The following is a 26,096-nucleotide window of genomic DNA, read 5'->3' on the forward strand; positions in this document are numbered from 1 at the left end:
GCCGCCCAGCTCGGCGCAACGCCGCCCGAGCCGCACGGGATCGATCTCGGCGGGGCGAGGCGGACGGTCGGGATCGTCGAGGATATTTTGATTGGTTGCAGCGCTCAGGTCTTCCCGGCGGATCGGACGCTGCCGGATGCGGCGCTGGTCCCCTCTCCCGTGCGGGAGAGGGACAGGGTGAGGGGTGCGACCTTTCCGGAAGACCCCGATCCCTCACCCCAACCCTCTCCCGCACGGGAGAGGGGGCGCGTCGCAACCGGCACGGGCCGGTCCGTGGGCCTTGCCGCCGTTGCGGATCAAAGCACCGGTCGCCCACACGCGCCCTTCCCTCCCCCCTCTGCGGGGGAGGGTGGCCCCCGAAGGGGGTCGGGAGAGGGGCAGCGCGACGGTGCGGGTTTCGGCGCCCGTCGTCACCTCTCCGGACAGGGCGCTCCCCTCTCCTCCCGTGCTGCGCCGGGTACCCTCCCCCGCAGAGGCTATCGGATTCACACATCCCCGAATGTGGCGCGGGTCCCCTCTCCCGTGCGGGAGAGGGACAGGGTGAGGGATGCGACCTCTCCGGAAAGACCTGGTCCCTCACCCCAACCCTCTCCCGCACGGGAGAGGGGGCGCGTGGCGGCTTTCGCAAGCCGATGTGTGAATATCGTAGCCCGCAGAGGGGGGAGGGAGAGCGCGCGGGTGTCTCGATCCGCAGGTGAAACCGACAACCGCGACAGCCCCGGCTTCACGACACTCCGAAAAACCCTGGACGAAGTGGCCGCGCGCGGCCAGCGCGTGCCGTTCTGGTGGCGGGACGACGATGCCGTGGCGGCCTCCCCTGCCCTCGATCGGCTGATCGATCTGGCCGAGGCCCATGCCATCCCCCTCCTGCTCGCCGCCATCCCGGACCGGATCGAACCGTCGCTCGGACAGCGGCTGGCCGCGGCAAAAAACACTGTCAGCGTCGCCGTCCACGGCTTGGCCCACCACAACCACGCTCCACCCTGCGAAAAACCTGCGGAGTTCGGCGCCCATCGCCCTCTCGACACGCTGGTGGCGGAGGCCGCCGCCGGGTTGCGGATCGCACGGGAGCGGCTGCCGGAGGCCATGCTGCTGCCGGTCTTCGTGCCCCCGTGGAACCGGCTGGCGCCGGACCTCGCCGCCGCCTTGCCCGGTCTGGGCTATCGCGGGCTGTCGGCCGTGCCCGGACCGGCGATTCCCGGGCTCGATCGGCTGGACGCAACACTGGATCCGATCGACTGGCGCGGTACCCGCTCGCTGCGCGATCCCGACGCGCTGCTCCAAAACCTCGCTGCCGGCATCACCCGCGATCCGGCACGGCCCAACGGCCTGCTGACCCACCATCTCACCCATGATGCCGCGCTCTGGGCCTTCGTCGCCGATCTGCTGGAGACATGCTGCGGACATCCGGCCGTGACATGTTTGGATCCGCGAAGCCTATTCAGCGGCGCCGCAGTGGAAACCGGCGCGGCCGGATCTACTCTTCAGCGCTCGGTCGCTGCGAGGAAAGGTTGAGCCCGCTTCTGTCCATCCGCGACCTCGCGGTCGCGTTCCGCACGGAAACCGGACCGTTCGAGGCGCTGCACGGCCTGTCGCTGGACGTGATGCGCGGGCAGACCCTGGCGCTGGTCGGTGAATCCGGCTCGGGCAAGTCGGTCACCGCCCAGGCGATCATGGGCATCCTGCCGGCCTCCGCGTCGATCACACGCGGAAAGATCCTGTTCCGCGATACCTCGGACGAGACCGACATCGCCCGGCTCGACACCGAGGGGGCGGCCATGCGGGCGATCCGCGGCCAGCGGATCGCGATGATCTTCCAGGAGCCGATGACCTGCCTGTCGCCGCTCCACACGGTCGGCGATCAGATCGGCGAAGCCCTGCGCATCCATACCGGCGCCGACCGGAAGGAGGCCGATGCCCGCACCCAGGAGGCCCTGGCCCGGGTCGGGTTCCCGGACCCGAAGCGCGCCCTCAAGACCTACCCGTTCGAGCTCTCCGGCGGCCTGCGCCAGCGCGCCATGATCGCCATGGCGCTGATCCTGAAACCCGCCCTGCTGGTCGCCGACGAGCCGACCACGGCCTTGGATGTCACCACCCAGGCCCAGATCCTCGCCCTGCTGGCCCGGCTCCAGGACGAGACCGGCATGGCGATCCTGCTGATCACCCACGATCTCGGGGTGGTCGCCAACATCGCCCACGATGTCGCAGTGCTTTACCGGGGGCGCCTGGTGGAGGCCGGCCCCCGCGACACCGTCATGCGAGCCCCCGGCCACGCCTATCTGAAGGCGCTGCTCCACGCGGTGCCGCGGTTCGACATGGCGCCCGGCGAGCGCCTCACCCCGATCCGCCCGGCGCGCGCCGAGATCCCGCCGGTCCAGCCGCTGGCGAAGCTCGCGGGGCCCCTGCTCCAGGTCGAGAATGTCAGCAAGAGCTACACCCTGCGGTCCGGCCGTTTCTGGCAGAAGCCCCGGATGGTCCACGCCGTCTCCGACCTGTCGCTGAGCCTCGCGGCCGGGGAGACCCTGGGGCTGGTCGGCGAATCCGGCTCCGGCAAGACCACGGTCTCGAAGATGATCATGCGGGCGCTGGCCCCCGATTCCGGAACAATCCTGTTCGACGACGGCAGCGGTCCGCGGGACGTCCATGGCCTTTCGGGCGACGCCCTGTTCGCCTATCGGCGCACGGTCCAGTTCGTCTTTCAGGATCCTTACGCCTCCCTCGATCCGCGCATGACCGTGCGCCAGATCCTGTCCGAGCCCATGGAGATCCACGGCGTTCCCGTTGCCGAGCGGCGTGCGCGCTGCCGGGAGCTGATGGCCATGGTCGGGCTGGAGGCGAGCGGCCTCGGCCGCTACCCGCACGCCTTCTCGGGCGGGCAGCGCCAGCGGATCGGCATCGCCCGGGCCCTGGCGCCGCGCCCGCGCCTGCTGGTGCTGGACGAGCCGGTCTCGGCGCTCGACGTCTCGGTCCAGGCGCAGATCCTGAACCTGCTCAAGGATTTGCAGGCGGCCCTCGGCCTGTCCTACCTCATCGTCTCCCACAACCTGGCAGTGATCGACTACATGGCGGATACGATCAGCGTGATGTGCCGGGGCCGGATCGTCGAGGAGGCGCCCCGCGCCGCCCTGTTCCGCCACCCGGTCCATCCCTACACGCGGGCGTTGCTCGCCGCCGTGCCGGACCCGAGCCTCGACCACCCGCTCGATTTCGCCGCCATCACCGGCGACCAGAACGACCCGACCCGCTGGGAAGCGCCCTACCTGCTCGGCCCCGACGAGGCCGGCGCGATGCGGGCGATCGAGCCGGGCCACCGGGTCCGGTTCTCCACCGCGCAGGACGCGGAGGCCGCCTGATGCAGCCGCGTCCGCCCGTGATGCTGGAACGCCTGCGCCGGAAGGTGCTGTCGCCCCTGTTCGACCGCCTGGGCTACGACCTCGTGCCGGCCGCTCCCGACTGGAGCCACCGCCCGACCTCGCCGCGGGAAGTCGCCACCCTGCTGGAATCCGCCGCCGCGATCCTGGAGCGGGATTTTGCCGCCTCCGGCCTCGTGCCGGACGGCGATCTTCTCGACAGCGTCCGGGCGTTCTGGGCGCTGATCCCGACCGCCCCGGTCCGGCAGCGAAGGGGCGGCAGCGGGTTCAACGGCGCGCTCCAGCTCTACGTCCTGATGCGGGCGCTGAAGCCGGATTTCGTGATCGAATCTGGCGTGTTCCGCGGGCTCACCACCTGGGTGATCCGCATGGCGCGGCCCTCGGCCAAGATCTTCTGCCACGATCCGGACCTGTCCGGCCTGCACTACCGCGACCCCCAGGCGCGCTACAGCACCGACGACTGGTCCAAAGCCGACTGGTCCGGCCTCGACCCGGCCAGGACGGTGGCGTTCTTCGACGATCACGTCGCCCAGGGGCGCCGGGTGGTGGAGGCCCACGCCCGCGGCCTGAGCCGGCTGCTGTTCGACGACGACGCCGCCGGCCACCGGATCCACGCCCATGGCGGCCCGGCGCACCCGACCATCGCGATGATCACCGGCCCCGCGCACAGCCCGGAGCCGATCCGCTGGACCCGCAACGGCCGCCACTTCGAGCAACCGGCCGACGACGCGCTGGTGCGGCAGGCCGCCGGGCTGATCGCCCGGGCGCACGCCTTCGACGATCTCCACCGCGCCACGGGGTATTCGCCGGCGCGGCTGACCTATGTGGCGCTGCATCCTGCGGGGGGCGGGTCGTGAGCGATATCGAGACCCGCGGCTCGCCTGCCGCGCTCTGGGAGCGGCTGGACGCCAACGTGTCCGAACGAGGCGCGGGTCCCCTCTCCCGTGCGGGAGAGGGACAGGGTGAGGGCTGCGGCTTGTCCGGAAAGCCCTGGTCCCTCACCCCAACCCTCTCCCGCACGGGAGAGGGGGCACGTGGCGACCCGCGCGAAACGATGTTCGACCGTGGTGAGGAAGGAAGCCGAAGCGGCGTCTCCCGCCGGGCCCTGATCGCCGGCCTCGGTGCCGCCGCCCTGCTCGTCCGCCCGCGCAAGGCCCTCGCCGACACGCCTCCCACCGACGCCCCCGCCCCGCCCGAAAAACCCTTCGTGATCGACCTCGCCGCCCGCGGCCGGCGCACCGGAACCGCCGGCGGGACGATCCGGACGCTGATCGCCAAGGCCCGGGACGTCCGCTACCTCTCGGTCTACGGCTACACGCGGCTGGTCGGTTACGATGCTGATCTGCAGCTGCGGCCGGACCTGCTGGAGCGGGTCGATGTCGAAAGCGGGGTCTTCACCTTCACCCTGCGCCAGGGCCACCGCTGGTCGGACGGGCACCCGTTCACCAGCGAGGACTTTCGCTATTACTGGGAGGACGTCGCCAACGAGAAGGCCCTCAGCCCCGAGGGGCCGCCGGCGTTCTTCCTCGTCGACGGCAAGCTCCCCAAGGTCGAGTTCCTCGACCCGGAGACGATCCGCTACAGCTGGGACCGGCCGAACCCGATGTTCTTGCCGGCGCTGGCCGCCCCCCGGGACCCGCTGATCTACCGCCCGGCGCATTACCTCAAGACCGTCCATGCCCGCTATCTCGGCAAGGAGGCGGCGGATGCGAAGGCCAAGGCGCTGAAGCTGCGCGGCTGGGCGGCCCTGCACAACCGCCTGGACGACAATTACGAGCTGAACAACCCGGACTGCCCGACCCTCCAGGGCTGGGTGCCGAAGACCCGGTCGCCGGCGACGCGGTTCCGGTTCGAGCGCAACCGCAGCTACCACCGGGTCGACACCGCCGGCACGCAGCTGCCCTACGTCGATTCCATCGTGATGGACGTCGCCTCGCAGGGGCTGCTCGTCGCCAAGACCAATGCCGGCGAGGCCGACCTGATGTTCCGCGGCCTGTCGATGCCCGACATCCCGAGCCTCAAGGAGGGCGAAAAGGCGCATCGCTACCGCACCAACCTGTGGCCGGTGGCAAGGGGCTCGGAGATCGCCCTCTATCCGAACCTGACCACCCAGGATGCCGGTTGGCGGGCGCTGAACCGGGACGTGCGCTACCGCCAGGCCCTGTCGCTCGCCATCGACCGGCGCACCCTCAACAACACGCTGCTGTTCGGGCTGGGCACCGAGGGCAACGACACGATCGTGTCCGACAGCCCGCTCTATTCGCCCGAATTGCGCACGCTCCACGCCGGATACGACCCGGCCGAGGCCTCGCGCCTCCTCGATTCCATCGGGCTGACCCGCCGCGACGGCTCCGGCATCCGGCTGATGCCGGACGGCCGGGCCATGGAATTGGTGGTCGACAGCGACGGCGAGGCCGAGATGGTGCTCGACGCGCTCCTGCTCATCACCGAGTTCTGGCGCGAGGTCGGCATCCGCCTGGTGACCAAGCCGCAGGAGCGCACCAACCTGCACCGCCGCTCGATCGGCGGCATGACCGTGATGGTCGCGGCCCAGGGCCTCGACCTCGCGGTGCCGACCGCGATCATGCCGCCCACCGAGCTGAGCCCGGCCCAGCCCGAGCACTATGCCTGGCCGCTCTGGAGCGCCCATGTCGAGAGCCGCGGCAAGTCCGGCGAGGCCTGCGACATCCCGGAGGTGCAGCATCTCCTCGACCTCGACCGCCAGTGGCGCCACACCGACGACGCCGAGAGACAGGCCGCGATCTGGCGCGAGATGCTGATGAACCACGCGCAGAACACCTGGGTGATCGGCACGGTGGCAGGCGCGCTCCAGCCGGTGGTCGGGGCCGATCGCCTCGTCAACCTGCCCAAGCGCGCCCTGTATTCCTGGGATCCCACGGCCCTCATCGGCGTGCAGCGCCTCGACGAGGTCTTCTGGGACAAGGCCGCCGACACGCGCGCGGAGGCAAGGTGATCGTTCCCGTCCTTCGCCGCGTCGTCACCATGGCGCTGACGCTGCTCGTCATCTCGGCTTTGGTGTTCTTCATCATCAAGCTGCCGCCGGGCGACTACCTGACCAACCGGATCATGGAGCTGCGCGCCACCGGCGAGGCGGGCTCGGTGGCCAAGGCCGAATTGCTGATCCGCCAATACGGGCTCGACCGGCCGGTCTGGCAGCAATACCTGATGTGGATCGGCCTCATGCCCGGCCCGGTCGGGTTCTCCGGCCTGCTCCAGGGCGACTGGGGCTGGTCGTTCGAGTATGACAAGCCGGTGGCCGATGTCGTCGGCGACGCCCTGTGGCTGACCCTGCTGATCAACCTGACCGCGGTGGTCTTCGTCCACGTGGTGGCGATCCCGGCGGCGATCTATTCGGCGACCCACCGGCACACGGTCGGGGACGCGGTGGTGACCCTGCTCGGCTATGTCGGCCTGGCCGTGCCCGGCTTCCTGCTGGCGCTGATCCTGCTCTTCTACGCCAACCGCTGGTTCGACCTGTCGATCGGCGGCCTCTACGATTCGGCGCTGACCAACCAGCCCTGGGACTGGCCCAAGATCCGCTCGCTGCTGGCGCATCTCGTGGTGCCGACCCTGGTGATCGGGCTCGGCGGCACCGCCGCGATGATCCGGCGGATGCGGGCGAACCTCCTCGACGAGCTGGCCAAGCCCTACACGGTCACCGCCCGCGCCAAGGGCCTGCCGCCGATGCGGGCGCTCCTGAAATACCCGTTCCGGATGTCGCTGAACCCGTTCGTGGCCGATATCGGCAACCTGCTGCCGCACTTGGTCTCGGGCTCGGTGCTGGTCTCGCTGGTGCTGAGTTTGCCGACCGTGGGGCCGCTGCTGCTGGACGCCCTGCGCAGCCAGGACCAGTTCATGGCCGGGTTCATCCTGATGTTCGTCGCCGGCCTCACGCTGGTCGGCATGCTGATCTCCGACCTGATCTTGGTCTGGCTCGATCCGCGCATCCGCATGGGTGCGCGGTGACCGGCCCGCTTGGCGCCCACTTCGTCGATCCGGCGCCGTTCGAGCCGCAGGCGCTCGGCGAGAGCCCGGCCGGCAGCGCCTCGGCCTGGCGGCTGATCCTCCGAAAATTCCTGCGCCACCGGATCGCCGTCGCCTCGGCGCTGATCCTGCTGGCGCTCTACGCGACGGTGCCGTTCGTCGAGATGCTGGCACCCTACGGCCAGGCGCGGCGCAACGGCGACTTCCTGCACGCGCCGCCGCAGGGCGTACACCTGTTCCACGACGGCCGCTTCGTCGGCCCGTTCGTCTATCCCTACCGGGCCCATCTCGATCTCGATACCTTCCGGCGGGACTACGTAGTCGATGCCGGCCAGCCGCAGCCGCTGCGCTTCCTGTGCCGCGGCGACGGCTACGACTGGCTCGGGCTGATCCACACCGACCTGCACCTCGTCTGCCCGCCGGAGAACGGCACCCTGTTCCTGCTCGGCACCGACCGGCTCGGGCGCGACCTGTTCTCCCGCATGATCTACGGGGCGCGGATCTCGCTCACCATCGGGCTCGTCGGCGTGGCGATCTCCTTCACGTTGGGCATGCTGTTCGGCGGGATCGCGGGCTATTTCGGCGGGATCGTCGATGCCGGGGTGCAGCGCCTGATCGAGGTGGTGCGCTCCCTGCCCGAACTGCCGCTCTGGCTCGCCCTGTCGGCGGCCCTGCCGCCGAACTGGAGCCCGCTGCTCGTCTTCCTCGGCATTACCGTGATCCTCGGCCTGCTCGACTGGCCGGGCCTCGCCCGGGCGGTGCGCGGCAAGCTCTTGGCCTTGCGCGAGGAGGATTTCGTCCAGGCCGCCGAGCTGATGGGCGCCTCGCCGGCGCGCGTCATCGGCCGCCACCTGATCCCGAACTTCATGAGCCACCTGATCGCCTCGGCGACCCTGTCGATCCCGACCATGATCCTGGGTGAGACCGCCCTCTCCTTCCTAGGCCTGGGCCTGCGCCCGCCGGTGACGAGCTGGGGCGTGCTGCTCAACGAGGCGCAGAATCTGGCGGCGGTGCAGCTCTATCCCTGGCTGCTGCTGCCGGTGCTGCCGGTCCTGGTGACGGTCCTGGCCTTCAACTTTATGGGCGACGGTTTGCGGGACGCGGCGGATCCGTATCATTGACGGTGTTCGGGCCGCAGACCGGCATCGAGATGCCTGCGCAACCAAGACTGACGTTCGAAAGGGCAGCAGCTCTCCAGGCAGTCACGAGAGCGGAGCCTCAAAAAGGCTTTGTCCGCTCTTTGATCTCCGAACAACTGTAATCTCTCATCGGTCATCAATAGCGGGCGATAAGAGATGAGTCGTTCTTCGATCAACGCATCGCGCTAGCGGTTAGCGCTGCCACCGGCCCCCCCCGCACCTCCGGCACCACCTGCACCTCCAGCACCGCCTGCACCTCCGGCATCGCCTGCGCCCCCGGCCCCGCCTTTTCCGAAGCGGCCGGGCTGTCCGGGTTGACCGGGCTGGCCCGGCTGACCGGGTCCACCCCCGGCTCCGCCAGCGCCTCCCGCACCGCCTTTCCCGAAGTGACCCGGCTGTCCGGGTTGACCGGGCTGGCCTGGCTGACCGGCCCCACCCACGCCTTCGCTATGATGTTCCACGGGATCAGCCTGCACCACGGTAAGACGTTGAGGATCAAAGGTGCGATTGGGCGCTGCCGAGCCAAGCGAACTTGAAACGATCGCGGCCAGAATAAGGAATTCAGATAGCATCGATGCCACTCGGTGAACGTCGTTCGCCTTAGAAGATATGAGCTTGATTTTGATTCGCCTACTCCCGCAATCAAAGCCGTGAATCGTCAGTGGCGGTTACGGTATTTTACGGCAAAAATTTTATAGACAAATTATGCAATTATTATATAGTCGGTAATATATGCACAACATAATTCGACATTAAGACTTCGGTTAATATCGGGAAAGCCGAAAATATCGACAAAGTCGCCTTTATATCGGCGGAGGCCGAGTTCGACGCCTTAGTGGTCGACGCGGACTACCGTCCGGTGGGCTGGCCCATCCAAGCGAGGAACGCCGCCCCGTTGAAATCTCGGACGTCGTAGGCAGCCTCGCTCTCGATCAGCGAGGATCGCGGCACTTCGAGCTTGGCATCACGCCTTTCAAGCAAGCTATGGCCTGCACCCACTAGGTCGGTCGTAAAACTGTAACGCACACTGTCGACCTGCCGATTTATAAATTGTGTAAAGTGATCACCGAGAGGGTGAAGTGTCCGGTATCTCGCTCATCTCTCCAGTCGATACGGCGTTATAGTTCGTTATCACCTAGTAATTATTGTTGCGCTCCGTCGACATTGGCAGCAGAAGCTGATATATTCTTATTATCTTTTACCATCGTATAATCATCAGAAATTTTTCAGGCGGTTTCGGCGTTGGCTCTGCATCTTCTTGTGCTTACGGCGATGCGGGGCATGAAATACAATAGGACGCATCGTTCGATCTGAACGCGAGCAGAACCAGACCACTCAGAATATGTTCATGCCGCGTGTCCGAAAATACAAAGGATCTGATGAGATCAGAGCGGTTGCCGCACCAAAACAAAGTCAGCGGTCTTATGGCGTCGTCGCTATGCTGACAGCGCGATGCAGCTTGTTTTGATGAGGAGGGTAAACATGCGTGCTTTTATCTGCGGCGCTCTCGTTTTCGGTTCAACTGTCGTTCCCGTTCTGGCCAACGATTTCGAGAGGCAACGCGAACTCAATGTTTTGAAAGACATCGAGTCCAGCCAACGGCAGCAGCTCGAGCTCGCCCGCGAGCAGGCGCAACGGGACAAAGACCGCGCTCGACGCGAAGAAAACGCGTACGTTAATGCTCAACGGGACGCGCAGAGCGCCCGACGCTTCGATCGGCGCTGAGCGACGGCACGGGTATTCGGGGCTGTCTCTAAGTGGCAGCACAACAGAATCGAGAGGTCCAGCCGCAACACGTATGTGCAGCTGGCAAACAATCCCCCGTCCCTACCCCGCCAACGGCAGCGGCGCGATCCGTGCGGGCGCCACGGCGCTCTTGCGCTCCAGCAGCCCCGGCGGCGGGACCGGCGCGTCGATCGTGCAGATCACGCCGGTCTCCTCGTAGGTCAGCGTCACCTCGCCGGCGAGCTCGCGGGCGAGGCTGCGCTCGATCAAGCGGGAGCCGAAGCCGGTGCGGGTCGGCTTCTTCACCGGCGGGCCGCCGCGCTCGGCCCAGCGCAGGTACAGGCGGATCTCCGCCTCGCGCCGCACCGTCCAGGAGATCTCGACCGTGCCGCCCTCGACAGAGAGCGCGCCGTACTTCACCGCGTTGGTGCCGAGTTCGTGCAGCGCCATGGCGATCGACAGGGCGAGCCGCGGCGGCAGGCGCAGGGCCGGGCCGATCACCGCGAAGCGCGAGGCGTGCCCATCGCCCGATTCGAGCGGCCGGATCGCGTCCGCCACCACGGCCGACAGCTCCGCGCCTTCCCAGCTCTCGCGGGTGAGCACGTCGTGGACCCGGGCGAGGGCCAGGAGCCGCGCCTCGAACGCCGCCCGGGCGGCGTCGGCCTCCGGGCCCTCGAGATTGCGCAGGGACTGGCCGGCGATCGACTGCACCGTGGCGAGGGTGTTCTTCACCCGGTGGTTCAGCTCGTGGATCAGGAGCAGCAGGTGCTCCTCGGCGAACTTCGCGTCGGTGATGTCGATGTTGCAGCCGGTATAGCCGAGGAAGGTCTGGTCGTCGTCGAGGCGCGGCACGCCCTCGCAGCGCAGCCAGCGCACGGCCCCGCCCCGGTCGATGACCCGGACCTCGGTGCGGAACGGCGCGCGCGCGTCGAAGGCCTCGGAGAAGGCCGTGCGAAAGTTTTCGAGATCGTCCGGATGGACGATCCGCTCCCAACCCTCGTTGGTGAGCTGCGCTGCCGGGATCCCGAACATGTGCTCGAAATGGAGGTTGGCGAAGCTGACCCCGCCGGTCTCGTCGGTCATCCAGATCAGCGCCGGCGCGGAATCGGCCATGTGGCGGAACCGGGCCTCGCTCTCGCTGAGCGCGGTCAGGCCGCGGCGGGTGTCGGCAAGGGCGCGGTCGCGCTCGGCCTCGCGGGTCCGCAGCCGCAGGGACGCGTCGGACAGCACCGCCCCGAGCCGCTGAATCTCGTGGACCGGCGACGGCACCCGGGGGATCGCCTCACCCCGCGACAGGGCCGGACCCGACGCCGCCAGCAGCCGCAGCGGGCGCGAGACCCGGGACCAGAGGTTGACCGCCAGAACCGACGAGGTGGCGAGCACCAGCAGGCCGAAGCCCGCGAACGCCCAGATCCAGCGGCGCACACGGGCATCCACCAGGGCCTGGGGGATGCTGGTGGCGACCATCCAGCCGGTAAGGCGCGAGCGCGCCTCGATGACCACCACCGGCTTGTGCTGGCGGTCCTGGCCCTCCCAGACGCCCGGCGTCGCGGTCTGCACCTGGCGCAGGCTCGCGAGCCGGGGCTTGCCGATCACCGGATCCGGGTCCGGCAGTCGCGCGAGGACGATCCCGTTCCGGTCCGAGATGCCGGTGGTCCAGCCTGGCACGACCTCCCGGGACAGGATGCCCTGGAGCCTCGACAGCGGCACCGTGAAGCTCAGGATGTAGGCGACCTCGCCGTCCACCATCACGGGGACGCCGACCGCGTAGGTCGCCTCGCTCGGGGTCGGGCCCGGGATGTAGCCGCTGACCATCGCCCGCTGGGCGCCCTGGGTCAGGTCCGGGTCGAACGGCAGCGGCATCATCGGCATCGGCGCGCCGCGGGGCGCGCCGGTATTGACCACCTCCTGGCCGTTCGGCCGCCGGAGCAGCACGTCGAGGTCGATCGACTCGCGGACCAAGCGGGCCTGCGCGTCGAAGGCCTCGAAGTCGCCTTGGCGAATCCGCGGCGAGGTCGCCAGCGTCTGCAGCACCGAGACGAGGCCGGCGGTGTCGCGGTCCAGCGACAGGCCGATGCCGCGCACGTTCTCGCGGGCGTCCTGCTCGAAGCGGGCGCGCTCGGCCGAGGCGTAGCGCATCAGCAGGATGCTGGTGAACAGCAGCCCCGGGCCGATCAGCGCCACCACCAGGGCGATCAGGTAGACCTGGGTCGAGAAGCCGTTGCGCCCGAACCGGTACAGCCGGCGCGACAGCCACGACCGGCGCGCGGGAAGGACTGCCGGGAGGTTCACGCCCTCGGCCTCCTGCTCCGGGCTCAAGCGGCGCCCGTCCCCGGCCCGCGGTGCCCCGCGGGCTCCTCGCCGTTCCCTCGCTTCATGACCGGTCGATATGACCGAGATCGCGCTCCGGGTCGAGGTGGTCGCGCACTCTCTGCTTGAGAGCCTTCACGTCGGGGAAGCCGCCGTCGCGGACCCGCTCCCACAGCAGCACGCCTGCGATCTCGATGCGGAAGGCGCCGCCGGTGGCGGGCACGAGGGCGACCTCACCGAGATCGTCCCGGAAGGTCGAGAGCAGCTCCTGCGCCATCCAGGCCGAGCGCAGCAGCCAATTGCACTGCGTGCAGTAGGTGATCGCGACGCGCGGCCCCGCCGGGCGCACGCCGTCCTCCCCCGTCACGTCGCTGTCGGGCCGAACGCCCGCTTGCTTCTCGTGCATGGAGCAACAGCGCATTGCGGCGCCTAGCTTGTCAACCTCATGCGGGGTGCTTGACGTTTCGGGTCGGCGCGCCCTAGAAGGCCCGGCATCCGGTCGCCGCCTGCTCCAGGCGTGTTCGACCGCGTTGGTTCCGCCCCTGGGGTTTGGCCCCTCGGCGGCACGGACGGTTAGCACAGCGGTAGTGCGTTCCCTTCACACGGGAAAGGTCGCAGGTTCGATCCCTGCACCGTCCACCATTCTCCTTCCTCCCCCCGAATGTCCGACGTGTCTGACATTGGCGTCGGTTTGCCACCCGAAAAGCCCGTGCTAAGGCCGCGTGATCGGTGAACGCACAAGCTTCGACCCGGCCTCAACCGGGCAAGGCGGCACGAGCAGGGTAAGGGCGGGAACAGCCATGAAGGACATCCTCGACAAGCTCGCGGAGCGGCGGGCCCAGGCGCGCCTGGGCGGCGGCGAGAAGCGCGTCGAGGCCCAGCACAACCGCGGCAAGCTCACGGCACGCGAGCGGATCGAACTCCTCCTCGACCACGGGTCGTTCGAGGAGTTCGACATGTTCGTGCAGCACCGCTCCACCGATTTCGGCATGGAGAAGCAGAAGATCCCCGGCGACGGCGTCGTCACCGGCTGGGGCACGATCAACGGCCGCACCGTCTTCCTGTTCTCGAAGGACTTCACGGTGTTCGGCGGCTCCCTCTCGGAGGCCCACGCGCAGAAGATCGTGAAGGTCCAGGACATGGCGCTGAAGATGCGCGCCCCGATCATCGGCATCTTCGATGCCGGCGGCGCGCGCATCCAGGAGGGCGTCGCGGCGCTCGGCGGCTACGGCGAGGTGTTCCGCCGCAACGTCATGGCCTCGGGGGTGATCCCGCAGATCTCGGTGATCATGGGGCCTTGCGCGGGCGGCGACGTCTACTCGCCGGCCATGACCGACTTCATCTTCATGGTCCGCGACACGAGCTACATGTTCGTGACCGGCCCGGACGTGGTGAAGACCGTTACCAACGAGGTCGTGACCGCTGAGGAACTCGGCGGCGCCAAGGTCCACACCACCAAGTCCTCCATCGCCGACGGCTCGTTCGAGAACGATGTCGAGGCGATCCTGCAGATCCGCCGCCTCCTCGACTTCCTGCCGGCCAACAACATCGAGGGCGTTCCGGAGATCGAGAGCTTCGACGATGTCGACCGGCTCGACATGTCGCTGGACACCCTGATCCCCGACAATCCGAACAAGCCCTACGACATGGGCGAGCTGATCCGCCGCGTCGTCGACGAGGGCGACTTTTTTGAAATTCAGGCGGCCTACGCCCGCAACATCATGACCGGCTTCGGCCGGATCGAGGGCCGCACCGTCGGGTTCGTCGCCAACCAGCCGATGGTGCTGGCCGGGGTGCTGGATTCGGATGCCTCGCGCAAGGCCGCCCGGTTCGTGCGCTTCTGCGACGCCTTCGCGATCCCGATCGTCACCTTCGTCGACGTGCCGGGCTTTCTGCCGGGCACGGCGCAGGAATATGGCGGCCTGATCAAGCACGGCGCCAAGCTGCTCTTCGCCTATTCGCAGGCGACGGTACCGCTGGTCACGATCATCACCCGCAAGGCCTTCGGCGGCGCCTACGACGTGATGGCCTCGAAGCATGTGGGCGCCGATCTCAACTACGCCTGGCCCACCGCCCAGATCGCCGTGATGGGCGCCAAGGGCGCGGTGGAGATCATCTTCCGCAGCGAGCTCGGCGACCCGGACAAGATCGCGGCGCGGACCGGCGAGTACGAGGACCGGTTCCTCTCACCCTTCGTGGCGGCCGAGCGCGGCTACATCGACGAGGTGATCATGCCGCACTCGACCCGCCGCCGGATCGCCCGGGCGCTCGGCATGCTCCGCACCAAGGAGATGGAGCAGCCCTGGAAGAAGCACGACAATATTCCGCTCTGAGGCGGGGATACAGTTGGCGGTTTTGATCGCTGACCACGACGTCGCACAAAACCGCGCATCTCCGGACGAGGCGCGGGTCCCCCTCGCCCCGCTTGCGGGGAGAGGCCCGCACGGACCTCGTCGTCCGTGCGTGAAGCGCAGGCGAAGCCGGAGCGGCGGTGAGGGGGCGGCTTAGAACGAGGAGCGCGGCCTGAACCGCCCCCTCACCCTCGGCTGCCGCCTCGCTCCGGCGACGACAAGGTCGCCGAAGCCCTCTCCCCGCAAGCGGGGCGAGGGGATCCCTGCGCCGAAGCCGCAGCACAGGCCGCCGCGCAAAACGTCCGAACGCGATCTGTGAATCCGCTAGGCCGAACGGGAGAGGGGGCGCGTCGAGACCTCAATAAGCCGCTTCGACCAAACCTCGTGAGCCTCAGCTCCGGTCACTGTGCTCGATCACGGCGCACAGGGTCAGCGGCCCCTTGTCGGGCGAGACCATTGCCGAGCAGGTGATCCGGGCGCCGCCGAGATCGACATTGCTGTGCCGCAGGCGCACGGCGGCGGCCTGGGCGCGGTGCGCGGCCTCCGTGATGGTCGCGGCATCGATGCCGGTCACCGCATGGCCGGCCCGGCCGAAGGTCTCGTAATACGCGTCCGGCGGGCTCGCGCCGCGATACTGCGCGCCGACCGAGGACAGATCCGGGGTGCCGCAAGCCAGCGTCAGGGTCATGTCGGGACCGACGGCAAAGCCGGCGTAATCGCTGCGCCGCTCGGTCACCTTCGCGGCCGTCTCCGACGTGACTTGGTCGATGAGCGTGTCGCAGGATTGGGCCCAGGCGGAACCTGGGCCGGCAGCGAGGACCGCTAGGGTGACGATGGGAAGAAGTGCACGCATCGCGTGTACATAGCGCGAAGACCGAACCCCGCGAGGGACGCGGCGTTGGGGCGCGGCGTTCGGGCGCGATGCACCGCTGCCGTCTGTCAGCCGAACGCGCGGCGCCGATCCACGACACCGCTCGGGTTTTCCGTCGGCAGGCGCTCCTTGAGGCGGCCGATGGCCTCGCGTTGCAATGCGCTCGGCTCGGAATGGGCGCCAGCGACCTTCGTCAGCATGTCGATCAGTTCGGTGCGCTCGGCGACAGTGAGTTGCCCACGCAGCAGGGGGATCAACGGGTCAGCCACCTGCGAGAAGGGCTGATGCGCCTGCGTGTAGCGCCGGGCGCGCTCGAACATCGCGGACATCGTCGTGATCCCGAGGGGCGACGCCATGAATTCGAGGATGCGCGTCTTCTCGCCCGCCGTCACGGGGCTCCCGGTGCGCACGAGCTGGATCATGAGGATCACGGCGGCCAAGTGCACGTCGCGCACACGCTCGAGAAACGTGACGAACACGTCCTCAAGGACGGATTTCGCCCGCCGCTGAAGCCCCTTCGTGTCGTGGTTGACGTCGTTGAGGTGCTGGACCGTGCGGTGTGCCCGAAGGATCCAGAATACGATGGCGGCTAGGATGCCGACGACGGCGATCAGGATCGGCAACGTCGCCTCGCCCACGATTCGACGCCGCGATCTCGACACGCCCTGGAGGCAGGGTCAATTTGACGCAGGTCGTTGCCGAGCGCTCGGCAAGATTGCCCCGGGTCAGGCGGCCGTCGCGCCTGCCTCCGCCATTCCGAGGTCCAGCAAAACAATCTCCGGCGGTACGCCGAAGCGCACCGGGATCCGGCTCATCCCGAAGCCACCGGAGACGATCAGGTGGCGCCCGTCCTGGATGATATGGCCGTAGGCGTAATCGTGGCCGCGCACCCGCCGGATCGCGGGCGAGTGGCCGAACAGCCGGATCTGGCCGCCATGGGTATGGCCGGCGAGCGTTAGCGAGACCCGATCGGGCACGTCCGCGAAGATGTCGGGCTCGTGGGCCATCAGGATCACCGGCGCATCGTCGGTGATCGTGCCGAGGGTGGCGGGCAGGTCGTCGAGGCCGATATCGAAGCTGTTGAAGTAGGGCTGCTGGTCGGCGAGGCCGGCGAGCCAGAACGGCCGCCCATCCTTCACCAGCCGGACCGCCTCGTTCTCCATAACCGGGATGCCGCGGGCCTCCAGCAGGTGCTTCACCGCCGGCGATCCGCGGCGGGAGCGCTGGACGGCGTGATCGTCCCACCAGTCGTGGTTGCCCAGGATCGCGTGGGTGCCGAGCGGCGCCTTCAGGCCCTCGACCATCCGGGCGAATTGCTCGAGCGGCAGCTTGCGCCAGGCGATCTTGCCGGCCGGGTAGTCGCCGAGCATCAGCACCAAGTCGGGCTTGAGCGCATTGGTGGCGTCGATGATCTCCGCCACCCGGTCGAACGGCATGTACGGCTCGCAGATGTGGAAGTCGGCCAGCACCGCCACGCGCAGGCGCAGGGCCGGGTCCCAGCGCGGCAAAGTCGGCGCATAATTGGTCACCACCAGCCGGTGCAGCGGCTCGACATCGACGGCGTAGACCCCCGTGGCGGCCACGAGCCCGGCGCCGGCCCCGAGTCCGGTGAGGAACTGCCGTCGGCTCGGCACGATCAGCATGGGGCGTCCAAGGGCTCTCGAATTGACCTGCGAGCCGCTAAGCGCGCAGTCCGGCGAAACCGGGGCGGCGCCCAGCCTGACACGAAGACGCTTCAGCGAGTCTGAATCCCGCATCCGGCGATGGCCTGCGGCTACGGGCAGGCTATAACGGGCGCATAACGCCGCAAGAAACGTCCGGACCCCAATGTTGAACCGCCCCCTGCGCATCGGCACCCGCGGCAGCCCGATGGCGCTCGCACAGACCGGGATGGTGCGCGACAAGATCGTGGCGGCCAATCCGGGGCTCGAGACCGAGCTGGTGGTGGTCACCACGGTGGCCGACAAGATCCTGGATCGCCCGCTCTCGGAGATCGGCGGCAAGGGCCTGTTCACCAAGGAACTCGAGCAGGCGCTGTTCGCCGACGAGGTCGATGTGGCGGTCCATTCCATGAAGGACGTGGAGACCTGGCTGCCGGACGGCCTGGTGATCGCCTGCATCCTGGAGCGCGACGACCCACGCGACGCGTTCCTGTCGCCGCATGCGGACGGGCTGGCGGGCCTTCCGCACGGTGCACGGGTCGGCACCTCGTCGCTGCGGCGGGGCGCGCAGGTGCTGATGACCCGGCCCGACCTGAAGGTCGTGCCCCTGCGCGGCAACGCCAACACCCGGATGCGCAAGCTCGAATCCGGCGAATGCGACGCCACCCTGCTGGCGCTCGCCGGCCTGCAGCGCCTCGGCCTGCAGGATATGGCCCGCAGCATCCTGTCGGTGGACGAGATGCTGCCCGCGGTGGCCCAGGGGGCGCTCGGGATCGAGTGCCGGGCCGATGATGGCGCAGTCCGTGACCTGCTCGCGCCGATCGCCTGCGCCCGCACCACGACGGCGATCGCGGCCGAACGCGCGCTGCTGGCCGAGCTCGACGGCTCCTGCCGGACGCCGATCGCCGCTCTTGCGCAGATCGACGGCGATAGCCTCACCCTCGATGGTCTGCTGTTCCTGCCCGACGGCAGCCGGCACTGGTCGGTCTCTCGGCAAGGCCCCGTGACGGAGGCCGAGCGCATCGGCCGCGAGGCCGGCGCCGTGCTGAAGGAGGCGGCGGGGGAGACCTACGCGCGCCACCTGCAATAGGCGGCGCGCCCCCTTGAGGGTTTGCCGGGGCCAACCCCGTCATTGCGAGCGCAGCGAAGCAACCCAGGGCAGCGCGCGACCTTAGACCTTGGCGTATCCCTGGGTCGCTTCGCTGCGCTCGCGATGACGGTTCAGGATAGACCGCTCGACCAGAAGCAAAATCACTCCCGCTCGTCACCCCGTGCACAATCCCGGCGGATGCTGCGGCGGACGGCGATGAGCTGCCAGAGGCCGAGCCCGAAGGCGAGCGCGAAGACCAGCCCGATATCGAAGGCCGCGAACAGGCTGTCGCTCGCGGGTGGGCCTCACGACGGCGCGGAGGGGCCGAAGGCCTCGCGCTCGCGCATCCGCTCGATCAGTTCCAGCACGTGCACGACCCGGCCGCCCACGTCCCACCAGGGGCGCAACACGGAAAGCCGTCGGTCGGGCAAGGGCGGGTGACGCATCACCGCGTCGATCAGGAACGCAACCTCCGGCAGGGCCGGCGACGCGAGGCCGGGAACCGCCGGACTGGCGCGCAGGGCACGGGCGATCAGGGCCAGCTTGCGTCCGGTCCCGACCCGGGCGCGGCTGCCGACGGAATCGTATCCCTGCGCCGCCACGACCCGGCCGATCTCGGCATAGATCAGGGCCGCGGCCCGGATCGCCGGCTGGCAGGGAGCCGGCAGGGCCGCGATCCCGGCCTCGGCCCGCCGGTACAACCTATCGGCCTCGGCGAGCAGCCTGGCAACAACGCCGGCCAACGCCGAGCTCGGCCGCGGATCGGCGAGGAACGCCTCCGGGTCGAGCCCGGCGGCGACCATCCAGTCGAGCGGCAGGTAGAGCCGGCCCATCCTCGCATCCTCACCGACATCGCGGGCGATGTTGGTGAGCTGCATGGCCGCGCCGAGATCGCAGGCGCGGGCGAGCGCGTCGGGGGAGCGCGCGCCCATGATCAGCGCCATCATGGCCCCGACCGAGCCCGCCACGCGGGCCGCGTAGGCGTGCAGCGCGGCCATATCGGCGTAAAGCCGTCCCTCCGCGTCCCAGCAAAAACCCTCGATCAGGGCGTAGGGCAGCGCTTCGGGGATCGCGTAGGTGCCGACGATCTCCGAGAAGGCCCGGTCTGCGGGCGCGTCGGCGGGGGTGCCGGCATAGGCCAGCGCCACTCGGGTGCCGAGGCGGGCCACAGCGTCGCGCCGGTCGGACGGGTTCTCGGCCTCGTCGACCAGATCGTCCGATAGGCGGCAGAAGGCGTAGAGCCCGTAGGCGGCCTCGCGCACCTCCCCGGGCAACAGCCGTCCGGCGGCGAAAAAGCTCTTCGAGCCGGCGCGGATCGCCACCCGGCAGGCGGTGCGGTCGGCAGCCGCGGCGAATTCAGGCGGAAACACGGGCATCCGGAACCACCAGATCGAGGATACGGGCGGAGGAGAGCACGCCGGGCAATCCGGCTCCGGGATGCGTGCCGGCTCCCACCAGGTACAGGTTGCGCACGTCGCTCGACCGGTTGTGCGGCCGGAACCACGCGGATTGGGTCAGGACCGGTTCGAGGCCGAAGCCCGATCCCCGGTAGCTCTGGAAGTCGTCCTGGAATTCCTGGGGCGTCGTCACCTTCGAGGTGACGATGGCCTCCGACAGACCCGGCAGCACGCTCGATTCGAGCATCGCGGCGATCCGGCGTCGATACGGCTCGGCGAGTTCGCGCCAATCCTGGCCGCCAGCCAGGTTCGGCACCGGCGCCAGCACGTAGAAGGCGTCGCAGCCCGGCGGCGCGAGGCTCGGATCCGTGGCCGTCGGCCGGTGCAGGTAGAGGCTCGCATCCTCGGCCAGCACCTTCTTGTCGAAGATGTCGGCCAGCAGCCCGCGATAGCGCGGCCCAAGCAGGATCATGTGGTGGGCGACATCCGGGTAGCGGCGCTTCGTACCGAAATACCAGACGAACAGCCCCATCGAGGAGCGTGCACGCTTCAGCCGCCCGGGGCTCCAGCGCCGGGGTTTCGGCAGCAGCCGCGCATGCGTCACCGCCGAATCGGCGTTCGAGACCACGAGATCGGCCGCGATCGTCTCGCCGCTCGCCAGCTCGACGCCGGTGGCGGTCCCGTTCTCGACGCGGATGCGGGCGACATCGACGCCGAGCCGCACCCGCCCGTTCTGGCTGCGGATCAGCCGCACCAGTCCCTCGACCAGCTTGCCCGTGCCGCCCATGGCGAAATGGACGCCCCAGCGCCGCTCGAGATCGGCGATCAGGCAGTAGATCGCGCTCGCCCGGAACGGGTTGCCGCCGATCAGCAGCGGGTGGAAGCTGAACACGGTGCGCAGCCGCTCGTCGCGGATGAAGCGCGCCACCACGGAATGGACCGAGCGGTGGCCGGATAGGCGCAGCAGGTCCGGGGCGATCTTCAACATCGAACCGACGCTGCCGAACGGGACATGGCCGAGCTGCTCGAAGCCGATCCGGCAGACGGCGCGGCTGTGCGCCATGAAGCGGTCATAGCCGGCGACATCGTCGGGAGCGAACCGCGCCACCTCGGCGCGCATCCGCTCAGGATCGCCGCTGTACTCGAAGGTTTCGCCATCGGCGAAGCGGATCCGGTAGAACGGATCGATCGGCACCAGGGCGACATCGTCGGAGAGCCGGCGGCCGGCGAGCTGCCACAGCTCCTCGAACAGCTGCGGCGCCGTGACGATGGTCGGCCCGGCATCGAAGGTGAAGCCGTCCTGCCGATGGACCCGGGCGCGACCGCCCGCCTGCTCCAGCCGCTCCAGCACGGTGACCCGGTAGCCCCGCGCCCCGAGCCGGATCGCGGCGGCCAAGCCGCCGAAGCCCGAGCCGACGACGACCGCGTGCGGTCGTCGATCCGTCTTCTGCCGTTCCGCCGGTTCGACCGCGAGTGTCAACATAACTTGACACTATGCCGGGGATTTTTTCATACGCAAGGCCGAAACGCGGGTCCGGCCTCGCTGACGCAGGTTGCCCTCAGAACTCGCCGGCCAAGCCGGCGCGGACGCCGAGGTTGCTGTCGCCGGCGTAAGCGACGCCGGCCGTGATGGCGATCGGGACGCAGCAGGTCGGCAGCCGATGCGCCACGGCGACGCCGCCGGCCCACTCACCGCGATAGGTCGCGCCGTTGGTCGCCCAGGTGGTCTTGCCGGGGGCCGAGGGCATCGGCGCCGTGGCCATCGCGATCGCCATGGCGACACCCTGGCGGGCTTCCTTGCGGGTCTGGACGGCGTAGCGCTGCATCGTGTCGGTCTTGGCCTCCAGGTTGTTGACCTGGGATTGGACCGAATCGATCCGGTTGCCGAGGCCCGCGATGGTCGAGGGGCCGTAGGCCGAGGCGGCGAGGTTGCCGGCGGCGTCGGTGGTCACGAAGTTCGTCGCGCCGCTCTGGGCCGCAGCGCTCGCCTGGGAGGCGATGCCGGCCAGGGTGTAGGTGTTGGCGGCGTTGCCGATCGCCACTTGGTTGGCCTGGGTCGTCTTGACGTTGGCACCGATCGCGATGGTGTTCGCCTGGTTGGCGGCGGCGCCGTTGCCGAGCGCCACGCTGTTGTTGCCGGCCGCCGAGGCCGCCGCACCGATCGCCGTGGATCCCGTCCCGGTGGCCCCGGCGACGAAGCCGAGCGCCGTGCTGCCGGCTCCCGACGCCGCCGAGGCGGTGCCTACCGCCGTGCCGCCGAGCCCCTGCGCGCTCGCCGCATAGCCGATGGCGACGCTGCCGGTATTGGCCGCGGCGGCGCCGGTGCCGACCGCCGTCGAGGCGCTGCCGGACGCACTCGATCCGTAGCCGACCGCGAGGGCATCGCCGCCGGTGGCGATCGGGCCCGCCTGACCGCTGGTGTTGTTGGCGGCGATTCCGGTGGCGCTGGAGAGCTGAGAGAGCCGCAGATCGGCGATGACGGTCTGGCCCTGGGACTGGGTGACGTTGCCGGTGATGATGTAGAGGCCCTGGCCCGTGCCGCCGCCGCCCGTACCGCCACCAGTTCCGCCGCCGCCCGTGCCGCCGCCGCCGGTGCCTCCGCCGCCACCGCCCCCGGCCGTTCCGCCCGCGGTGCCGATGACCAGCCCGGTCCCGAGCAGGCCGTCACCCGGCCCGGTGGTCCCGATGAGAATTCCGGTCCCGAGCACGCCGCCGCTGGTGGTGCCGACATTCAGGCCGGTGCCGAGGAGGCCCGTGCCGGGGTTCGTGGTGCCGGCGGTCACGCCGGTCCCCAGCAGGCCGCCGCTGGTCGTGCCGACATTCAGGCCGGTGCCCAAGAGGCCGTTGCCGGGGCTTGAGGTGCCGACGGTGAGACCGGTTCCCAAAATACCGCCGGAGGTTGTATCGAGGGTTCCACGCAGAAGTTGCGCCTGCGCCGGCGCGACGACCGGGATCGCGAGCAGCGTACCGGCCAAGAGCGGCGCGATCCGGCCAACCGACCGGCGCAGGACGGCATGCGATGTCCGCGGCAACGCCGGGACGTCGGTCGAGTTACGCATCTGGGACTCCATTGCTGCGCGGCCCTGCAGATCCCGGCCCGGTCCTGAAGTCCGGAGGGCGCTAGGCGGGTACAGACACACCTTCTGGTAGAATGCTTAACACCAACTTTCGGTTGTATTGGTAATCGTCACTTCGCGTCTGACGCAGTATCACCCGCAGCGGGACGGCGGAGGTTCCATTCGCCTCAGAAAACGCGCCTTTTCCCAGCGATATCCGCGCGAACCGGGGGTATAGGGGCCACGCGAGCGCTGGCCGCAGGGAATGGACGCGTGATGGACGGGCGGGACAGGACCATCTTCGTTGCGGGCCACCGGGGCATGGTGGGATCGGCGATCGTGCGCCGGCTGCGGGAGCTCGGCTACGGGCGGATCCTCACGGCGGACCGGCAGGCCCTCGACCTGCTCGACCAAGCCGCAGTCCGGGCCTTCTTCGCGGCGAACCGGATCGACATGGTCTATCTGGCCGCCGCCAAGGTCGGCGGCATCCACGCCAACAATGCCTACCCGGCCGAGTTCATCCACGAGAACCTGCTGATCCAGTCGAACCTCATCCACGCCGCGCACGTGGCGGATGTCGACCGGCTGCTGTTCCTCGGCTCCTCGTGCATCTACCCGAAGCACGCCGAGCAGCCGATGCGCGAGGACGCGCTGCTGACCGGGCTGCTGGAGCCGACCAACGAGCCCTACGCGATCGCCAAGATCGCCGGGATCAAGATGTGCGAGAGCTACAATCGCCAGTACGGGCGGCGCTACCGCAGCGTGATGCCGACCAACCTGTACGGCCCCAACGACAACTTCCACCCGCAGAACGCGCACGTCCTGCCGGCGCTGATGCGGCGCCTGCACGAGGCCAAGCAGGCGGGAAGCCCATCCGTCACGGTCTGGGGCACCGGCCGGGCGATGCGCGAGTTCCTGCACGTCGATGACATGGCCCGCGCCAGCGTGTTCGTGATGGAGCTCGACGACGCGGTCTATTCGGCCAACACCCGGCCGGACCTATCGCATATCAATGTCGGCACCGGCGAGGATTGCACGATCCGCGAGCTGGCCGAGGCGTTGGCCCGGGTGATCGGCTACGAGGGCCGGCTCGAATTCGACGCGACCAAGCCGGACGGCACGCCGCGCAAGCTGATGGACGTGTCGCGGCTGCGCGCCATGGGCTGGCAGCCGGAGATCGGCCTGGAGCACGGGCTGCGGCAGACCTATGGCTGGTTCCTCGAGAACCACGCCACGCTGCGCGGCTGATCACGTCCACCGCGCGACATCCGATCAGGCAGGAGAACCAGCATGGCCCCGCGGGCCCCTGACGATGCCGAGCAGGCGCGACGGCGCAAGTTTTTGCGCGACTTCCACAATTTCGATTCGAATATCCGTTTTCCGGCGCCCTATACGCAATTCGCCGGCAAGCCGCTGACCCCAGCGGCGGAACAGGGCTGGCGCTACGACGCACTCGGCTACCGGAACGATGCCCATCCGGAGGCGCGCCCGGCGTCCGAGACGCTGCGCGTCTTCGTGGTCGGCGACAGCACGCTGGTCGACGGCCAAGTCTTTGCCGACACAATTCCGGGCCGCCTGGAGACCGGGTTGAAGCAGCGCCACGGCGCGGGCGCGCGGGTCTACAATTTCGGCGCGACCTCGGCCTGCCTGAACCAGATGATCGCCTTGATCACGACCCGGCTGATGGACCTCCAGCCCGACGTGATCTTCGTGCTCGGCGGCGCCACCGATATCTTCCAGCCCTGGAGCTTCGATCCGCGCGCCGGCTATCCCTACAACCACTTCGCCCAGGAATGCCTGTACGACTACTTCTTCAACACGATGAAGACGAACGAAGAGGCCGAGGACCTGTCCTACGACAGCCTGCAGGCGCTGATCTTCAATCGGCTCGACAACCTTCGGGCGCTGACGAACTGGCAGTCGGACATCTGGGAATGGGAGGTGGTGCGCCAGTTCGAGCTGGCGCTGAAGCGCCTGGCCCGCCTCTCCGGCGGCATCGGCGCGCCGGTGCGGTTCCTCCTGCAGCCGGCGATCGTGCGCAAGACCGAGCGGGTCGGCGACGAGCACAACGCCGCTTCCGGCGAGTTTTTGGGATATCTCGACCGGCAATACACCCGGATCGAGCAGGTTCTCGGCCGGCTCGAAGCGGATGGCCTGGCGCAGGGGCCGTTCACCACCCGGGACTTGAGCCGGATCTTCGAGGCCGACACGCGCTTCCTGTTCACCGACATCGTCCACGTCACCTCGGAGGGCCGCCAGGTGATGGCCGACAGGCTGGCCGACGAGGTCGCGGAGATGCTCGGCCTTCCCGCGGAGGCGTAAGCCTTGGTCCGGCCGATCGTCTTCATCGGGGACTCGATCACCGAGGCCTGGGGCTTCCACCGGGCGGCGACCTTCGCGGCGCACGACCTGATCCCGCGGGGCGGGTCCGGCCAGACGGCGCGCTGGATCACCATGCGGTTCCGCCGCGACCTGGAGGAGACCGGCGCCCGGGGCGTCCATCTCCTATGCGGCGTCAACGACATCGGGCGCAACGAGGGCTTCTTCGTCCCGGCCGACGACATCGCCCGGACGCTCGCCGGCATGCTCGACGAGGCCCGGGCGCTGGGCGTGACGGCCTGGATCGGGTCGATCCTGCCGGCCGCCCGGATCCCCTGGAACCCCGAGGTCCCGGACGCCCCGGCGATGATCGCGGCGGTGAATGCGTGGCTGCGCGATCACGCGCACGAGCACGGCGCGATCTTCATCGACTACCATGCCGTTCTGGCGGACGAATCTGGGGCGCTGCGCCGGGCCTACACCACCGACGGGCTGCATCTCAGCCCGGCCGGGTACAAGGCGATCGAGCCGCTGATGCTGGCGGCGTTGGGGCGGGCGCCGGCGGGGGATGTGGTTCAGGCGTCCAGTGGTGCGACGGGGCGGAAGTTCGGCGGACGGTGGCGTGCGGTGCTTGTCGCCGCAGTTGCGATCGTGATTGCCGGCCTGGTCCTCATGTTGGTTCTGCGCTGATGAGAAAGTTGGCTCGGCGATAAGCCCCGGAATTATCTCAAGGCATTGATATCCGACGCGTCCTCCCGGGGCCGCGAAGCGGAGCCCGGGATCCATAACCGCCGACAGGTC

Annotated in this window: 21 protein-coding genes, 1 tRNA gene and 1 pseudogene; 13 read left to right on the forward strand and 10 right to left on the reverse strand. The window is 68.9% G+C overall.

What is annotated here, in order from left to right:
* The first annotated feature begins 678 nt into the window (after positions 1 to 678).
* Genes MKL20_RS23680 through MKL20_RS23705 form a run of 6 tightly spaced genes read left to right on the forward strand, consistent with a single transcriptional unit; the run spans position 679 to position 8,497 of the window.
* A complete protein-coding gene (locus tag MKL20_RS23680; RefSeq protein ID WP_244038719.1) occupies positions 679 to 1,515 on the forward strand; it encodes a polysaccharide deacetylase family protein in 837 nt (278 codons plus the stop codon).
* Entirely contained in the window at positions 1,512 to 3,353 is a 1,842-nt protein-coding gene (locus MKL20_RS23685) for an ABC transporter ATP-binding protein (RefSeq protein ID WP_244038720.1), read from the forward strand. The genes MKL20_RS23680 and MKL20_RS23685 overlap by 4 nt, the downstream gene beginning before the upstream one ends.
* On the forward strand, positions 3,353 to 4,228 hold the full coding sequence (locus MKL20_RS23690) for a hypothetical protein (protein ID WP_244038721.1): 876 nt from the start codon (positions 3,353 to 3,355) through the stop codon (positions 4,226 to 4,228). The genes MKL20_RS23685 and MKL20_RS23690 overlap by 1 nt, the downstream gene beginning before the upstream one ends.
* Positions 4,225 to 6,345, forward strand: coding sequence for an ABC transporter substrate-binding protein (locus MKL20_RS23695; RefSeq protein WP_409568191.1), 2,121 nt, complete (start codon positions 4,225 to 4,227; stop codon positions 6,343 to 6,345). Before MKL20_RS23690 ends, MKL20_RS23695 begins: the two co-directional genes overlap by 4 nt.
* On the forward strand, positions 6,342 to 7,358 hold the full coding sequence (locus MKL20_RS23700) for an ABC transporter permease (protein WP_244038723.1): 1,017 nt from the start codon (positions 6,342 to 6,344) through the stop codon (positions 7,356 to 7,358). Before MKL20_RS23695 ends, MKL20_RS23700 begins: the two co-directional genes overlap by 4 nt.
* The gene (locus tag MKL20_RS23705; RefSeq protein WP_244038724.1) at positions 7,355 to 8,497 is read left to right on the forward strand and encodes an ABC transporter permease; all 1,143 of its coding nucleotides are present in this window, start codon (positions 7,355 to 7,357) and stop codon (positions 8,495 to 8,497) included. Before MKL20_RS23700 ends, MKL20_RS23705 begins: the two co-directional genes overlap by 4 nt.
* 190 nt (positions 8,498 to 8,687) lie before the next feature.
* On the opposite strand, the gene MKL20_RS23710 is transcribed toward MKL20_RS23705, so the two are convergent.
* Both MKL20_RS23710 and MKL20_RS23715 read right to left on the reverse strand, forming a co-directional pair.
* On the reverse strand, positions 8,688 to 9,014 hold the full coding sequence (locus MKL20_RS23710; protein ID WP_244038725.1) for a hypothetical protein: 327 nt from the start codon (positions 9,012 to 9,014) through the stop codon (positions 8,688 to 8,690).
* A gap of 350 nt (positions 9,015 to 9,364) precedes the next feature.
* Positions 9,365 to 9,574: pseudogene (locus MKL20_RS23715) on the reverse strand (type II toxin-antitoxin system ParD family antitoxin); the annotation flags it as partial.
* A gap of 423 nt (positions 9,575 to 9,997) precedes the next feature.
* Between MKL20_RS23715 and MKL20_RS23720 the strand changes: the two are divergent.
* On the forward strand, positions 9,998 to 10,240 hold the full coding sequence (locus tag MKL20_RS23720) for a hypothetical protein (protein ID WP_244038727.1): 243 nt from the start codon (positions 9,998 to 10,000) through the stop codon (positions 10,238 to 10,240).
* A gap of 102 nt (positions 10,241 to 10,342) precedes the next feature.
* On the opposite strand, the gene MKL20_RS23725 is transcribed toward MKL20_RS23720, so the two are convergent.
* Positions 10,343 to 12,532, reverse strand: a complete 2,190-nt coding sequence (locus MKL20_RS23725; RefSeq protein WP_409568196.1) for a sensor histidine kinase — start codon at positions 12,530 to 12,532, stop codon at positions 10,343 to 10,345.
* Positions 12,533 to 12,614: 82 nt separating this feature from the next.
* Positions 12,615 to 12,956, reverse strand: coding sequence for a SelT/SelW/SelH family protein (locus MKL20_RS23730; RefSeq protein WP_243965581.1), 342 nt, complete (start codon positions 12,954 to 12,956; stop codon positions 12,615 to 12,617).
* A gap of 161 nt (positions 12,957 to 13,117) precedes the next feature.
* Between MKL20_RS23730 and MKL20_RS23735 the strand changes: the two genes are divergently transcribed.
* Both MKL20_RS23735 and MKL20_RS23740 read left to right on the forward strand, forming a co-directional pair.
* Positions 13,118 to 13,192, forward strand: a tRNA-Val gene (locus MKL20_RS23735).
* A gap of 158 nt (positions 13,193 to 13,350) precedes the next feature.
* A complete protein-coding gene (locus tag MKL20_RS23740) occupies positions 13,351 to 14,883 on the forward strand; it encodes an acyl-CoA carboxylase subunit beta (RefSeq protein WP_244038729.1) in 1,533 nt (510 codons plus the stop codon).
* A 409-nt stretch (positions 14,884 to 15,292) separates the two neighbouring features.
* On the opposite strand, the gene MKL20_RS23745 is transcribed toward MKL20_RS23740, so the two are convergent.
* The 3 genes from MKL20_RS23745 to MKL20_RS23755 all read right to left on the reverse strand — a co-directional run bounded on the left by MKL20_RS23745 (position 15,293) and on the right by MKL20_RS23755 (position 17,415).
* Positions 15,293 to 15,754: an ABC transporter ATPase gene (locus MKL20_RS23745; protein ID WP_244038730.1), complete on the reverse strand. Its 462-nt coding sequence runs from the start codon at positions 15,752 to 15,754 to the stop codon at positions 15,293 to 15,295.
* Between the two features lie 86 nt (positions 15,755 to 15,840).
* Positions 15,841 to 16,395: a TerB family tellurite resistance protein gene (locus MKL20_RS23750; RefSeq protein ID WP_244038731.1), complete on the reverse strand. Its 555-nt coding sequence runs from the start codon at positions 16,393 to 16,395 to the stop codon at positions 15,841 to 15,843.
* A gap of 102 nt (positions 16,396 to 16,497) precedes the next feature.
* On the reverse strand, positions 16,498 to 17,415 hold the full coding sequence (locus tag MKL20_RS23755; protein WP_244038732.1) for a metallophosphoesterase: 918 nt from the start codon (positions 17,413 to 17,415) through the stop codon (positions 16,498 to 16,500).
* 184 nt (positions 17,416 to 17,599) lie between these two features.
* On the opposite strand from MKL20_RS23755, the gene hemC reads away from it, so the two are divergent.
* Positions 17,600 to 18,523 carry a hydroxymethylbilane synthase gene (gene hemC / locus MKL20_RS23760; protein WP_244038733.1) on the forward strand — a complete coding sequence of 308 codons (924 nt, stop codon included), beginning with the start codon at positions 17,600 to 17,602 and terminating at the stop codon, positions 18,521 to 18,523.
* 305 nt (positions 18,524 to 18,828) lie between these two features.
* On the opposite strand, the gene MKL20_RS23765 is transcribed toward hemC, so the two are convergent.
* The 3 genes from MKL20_RS23765 to MKL20_RS23775 form a co-directional block, all read right to left on the reverse strand.
* The gene (locus tag MKL20_RS23765; RefSeq protein WP_244038734.1) at positions 18,829 to 19,899 is read right to left on the reverse strand and encodes a phytoene/squalene synthase family protein; all 1,071 of its coding nucleotides are present in this window, start codon (positions 19,897 to 19,899) and stop codon (positions 18,829 to 18,831) included.
* A complete protein-coding gene (locus tag MKL20_RS23770; RefSeq protein ID WP_244038735.1) occupies positions 19,880 to 21,403 on the reverse strand; it encodes a phytoene desaturase in 1,524 nt (507 codons plus the stop codon). The genes MKL20_RS23765 and MKL20_RS23770 overlap by 20 nt, the downstream gene beginning before the upstream one ends.
* Before the next feature lie 76 nt (positions 21,404 to 21,479).
* A complete protein-coding gene (locus MKL20_RS23775; protein ID WP_244038736.1) occupies positions 21,480 to 22,979 on the reverse strand; it encodes a hypothetical protein in 1,500 nt (499 codons plus the stop codon).
* Between the two features lie 273 nt (positions 22,980 to 23,252).
* Between MKL20_RS23775 and MKL20_RS23780 the strand changes: the two genes are divergently transcribed.
* Genes MKL20_RS23780 through MKL20_RS23790 form a run of 3 tightly spaced genes read left to right on the forward strand, consistent with a single transcriptional unit; the run spans position 23,253 to position 25,985 of the window.
* Positions 23,253 to 24,224, forward strand: coding sequence for a GDP-L-fucose synthase family protein (locus tag MKL20_RS23780; protein WP_244038737.1), 972 nt, complete (start codon positions 23,253 to 23,255; stop codon positions 24,222 to 24,224).
* Positions 24,225 to 24,266: 42 nt separating this feature from the next.
* Positions 24,267 to 25,298, forward strand: coding sequence for an SGNH/GDSL hydrolase family protein (locus tag MKL20_RS23785; protein ID WP_244038738.1), 1,032 nt, complete (start codon positions 24,267 to 24,269; stop codon positions 25,296 to 25,298).
* A gap of 3 nt (positions 25,299 to 25,301) precedes the next feature.
* Entirely contained in the window at positions 25,302 to 25,985 is a 684-nt protein-coding gene (locus tag MKL20_RS23790) for a GDSL-type esterase/lipase family protein (RefSeq protein ID WP_244038739.1), read from the forward strand.
* Positions 25,986 to 26,096 lie beyond the last annotated feature (111 nt).

This window comes from Methylobacterium sp. E-066 (assembly GCF_022829635.1).
In the GTDB taxonomy this organism is placed as follows: domain Bacteria; phylum Pseudomonadota; class Alphaproteobacteria; order Rhizobiales; family Beijerinckiaceae; genus Methylobacterium.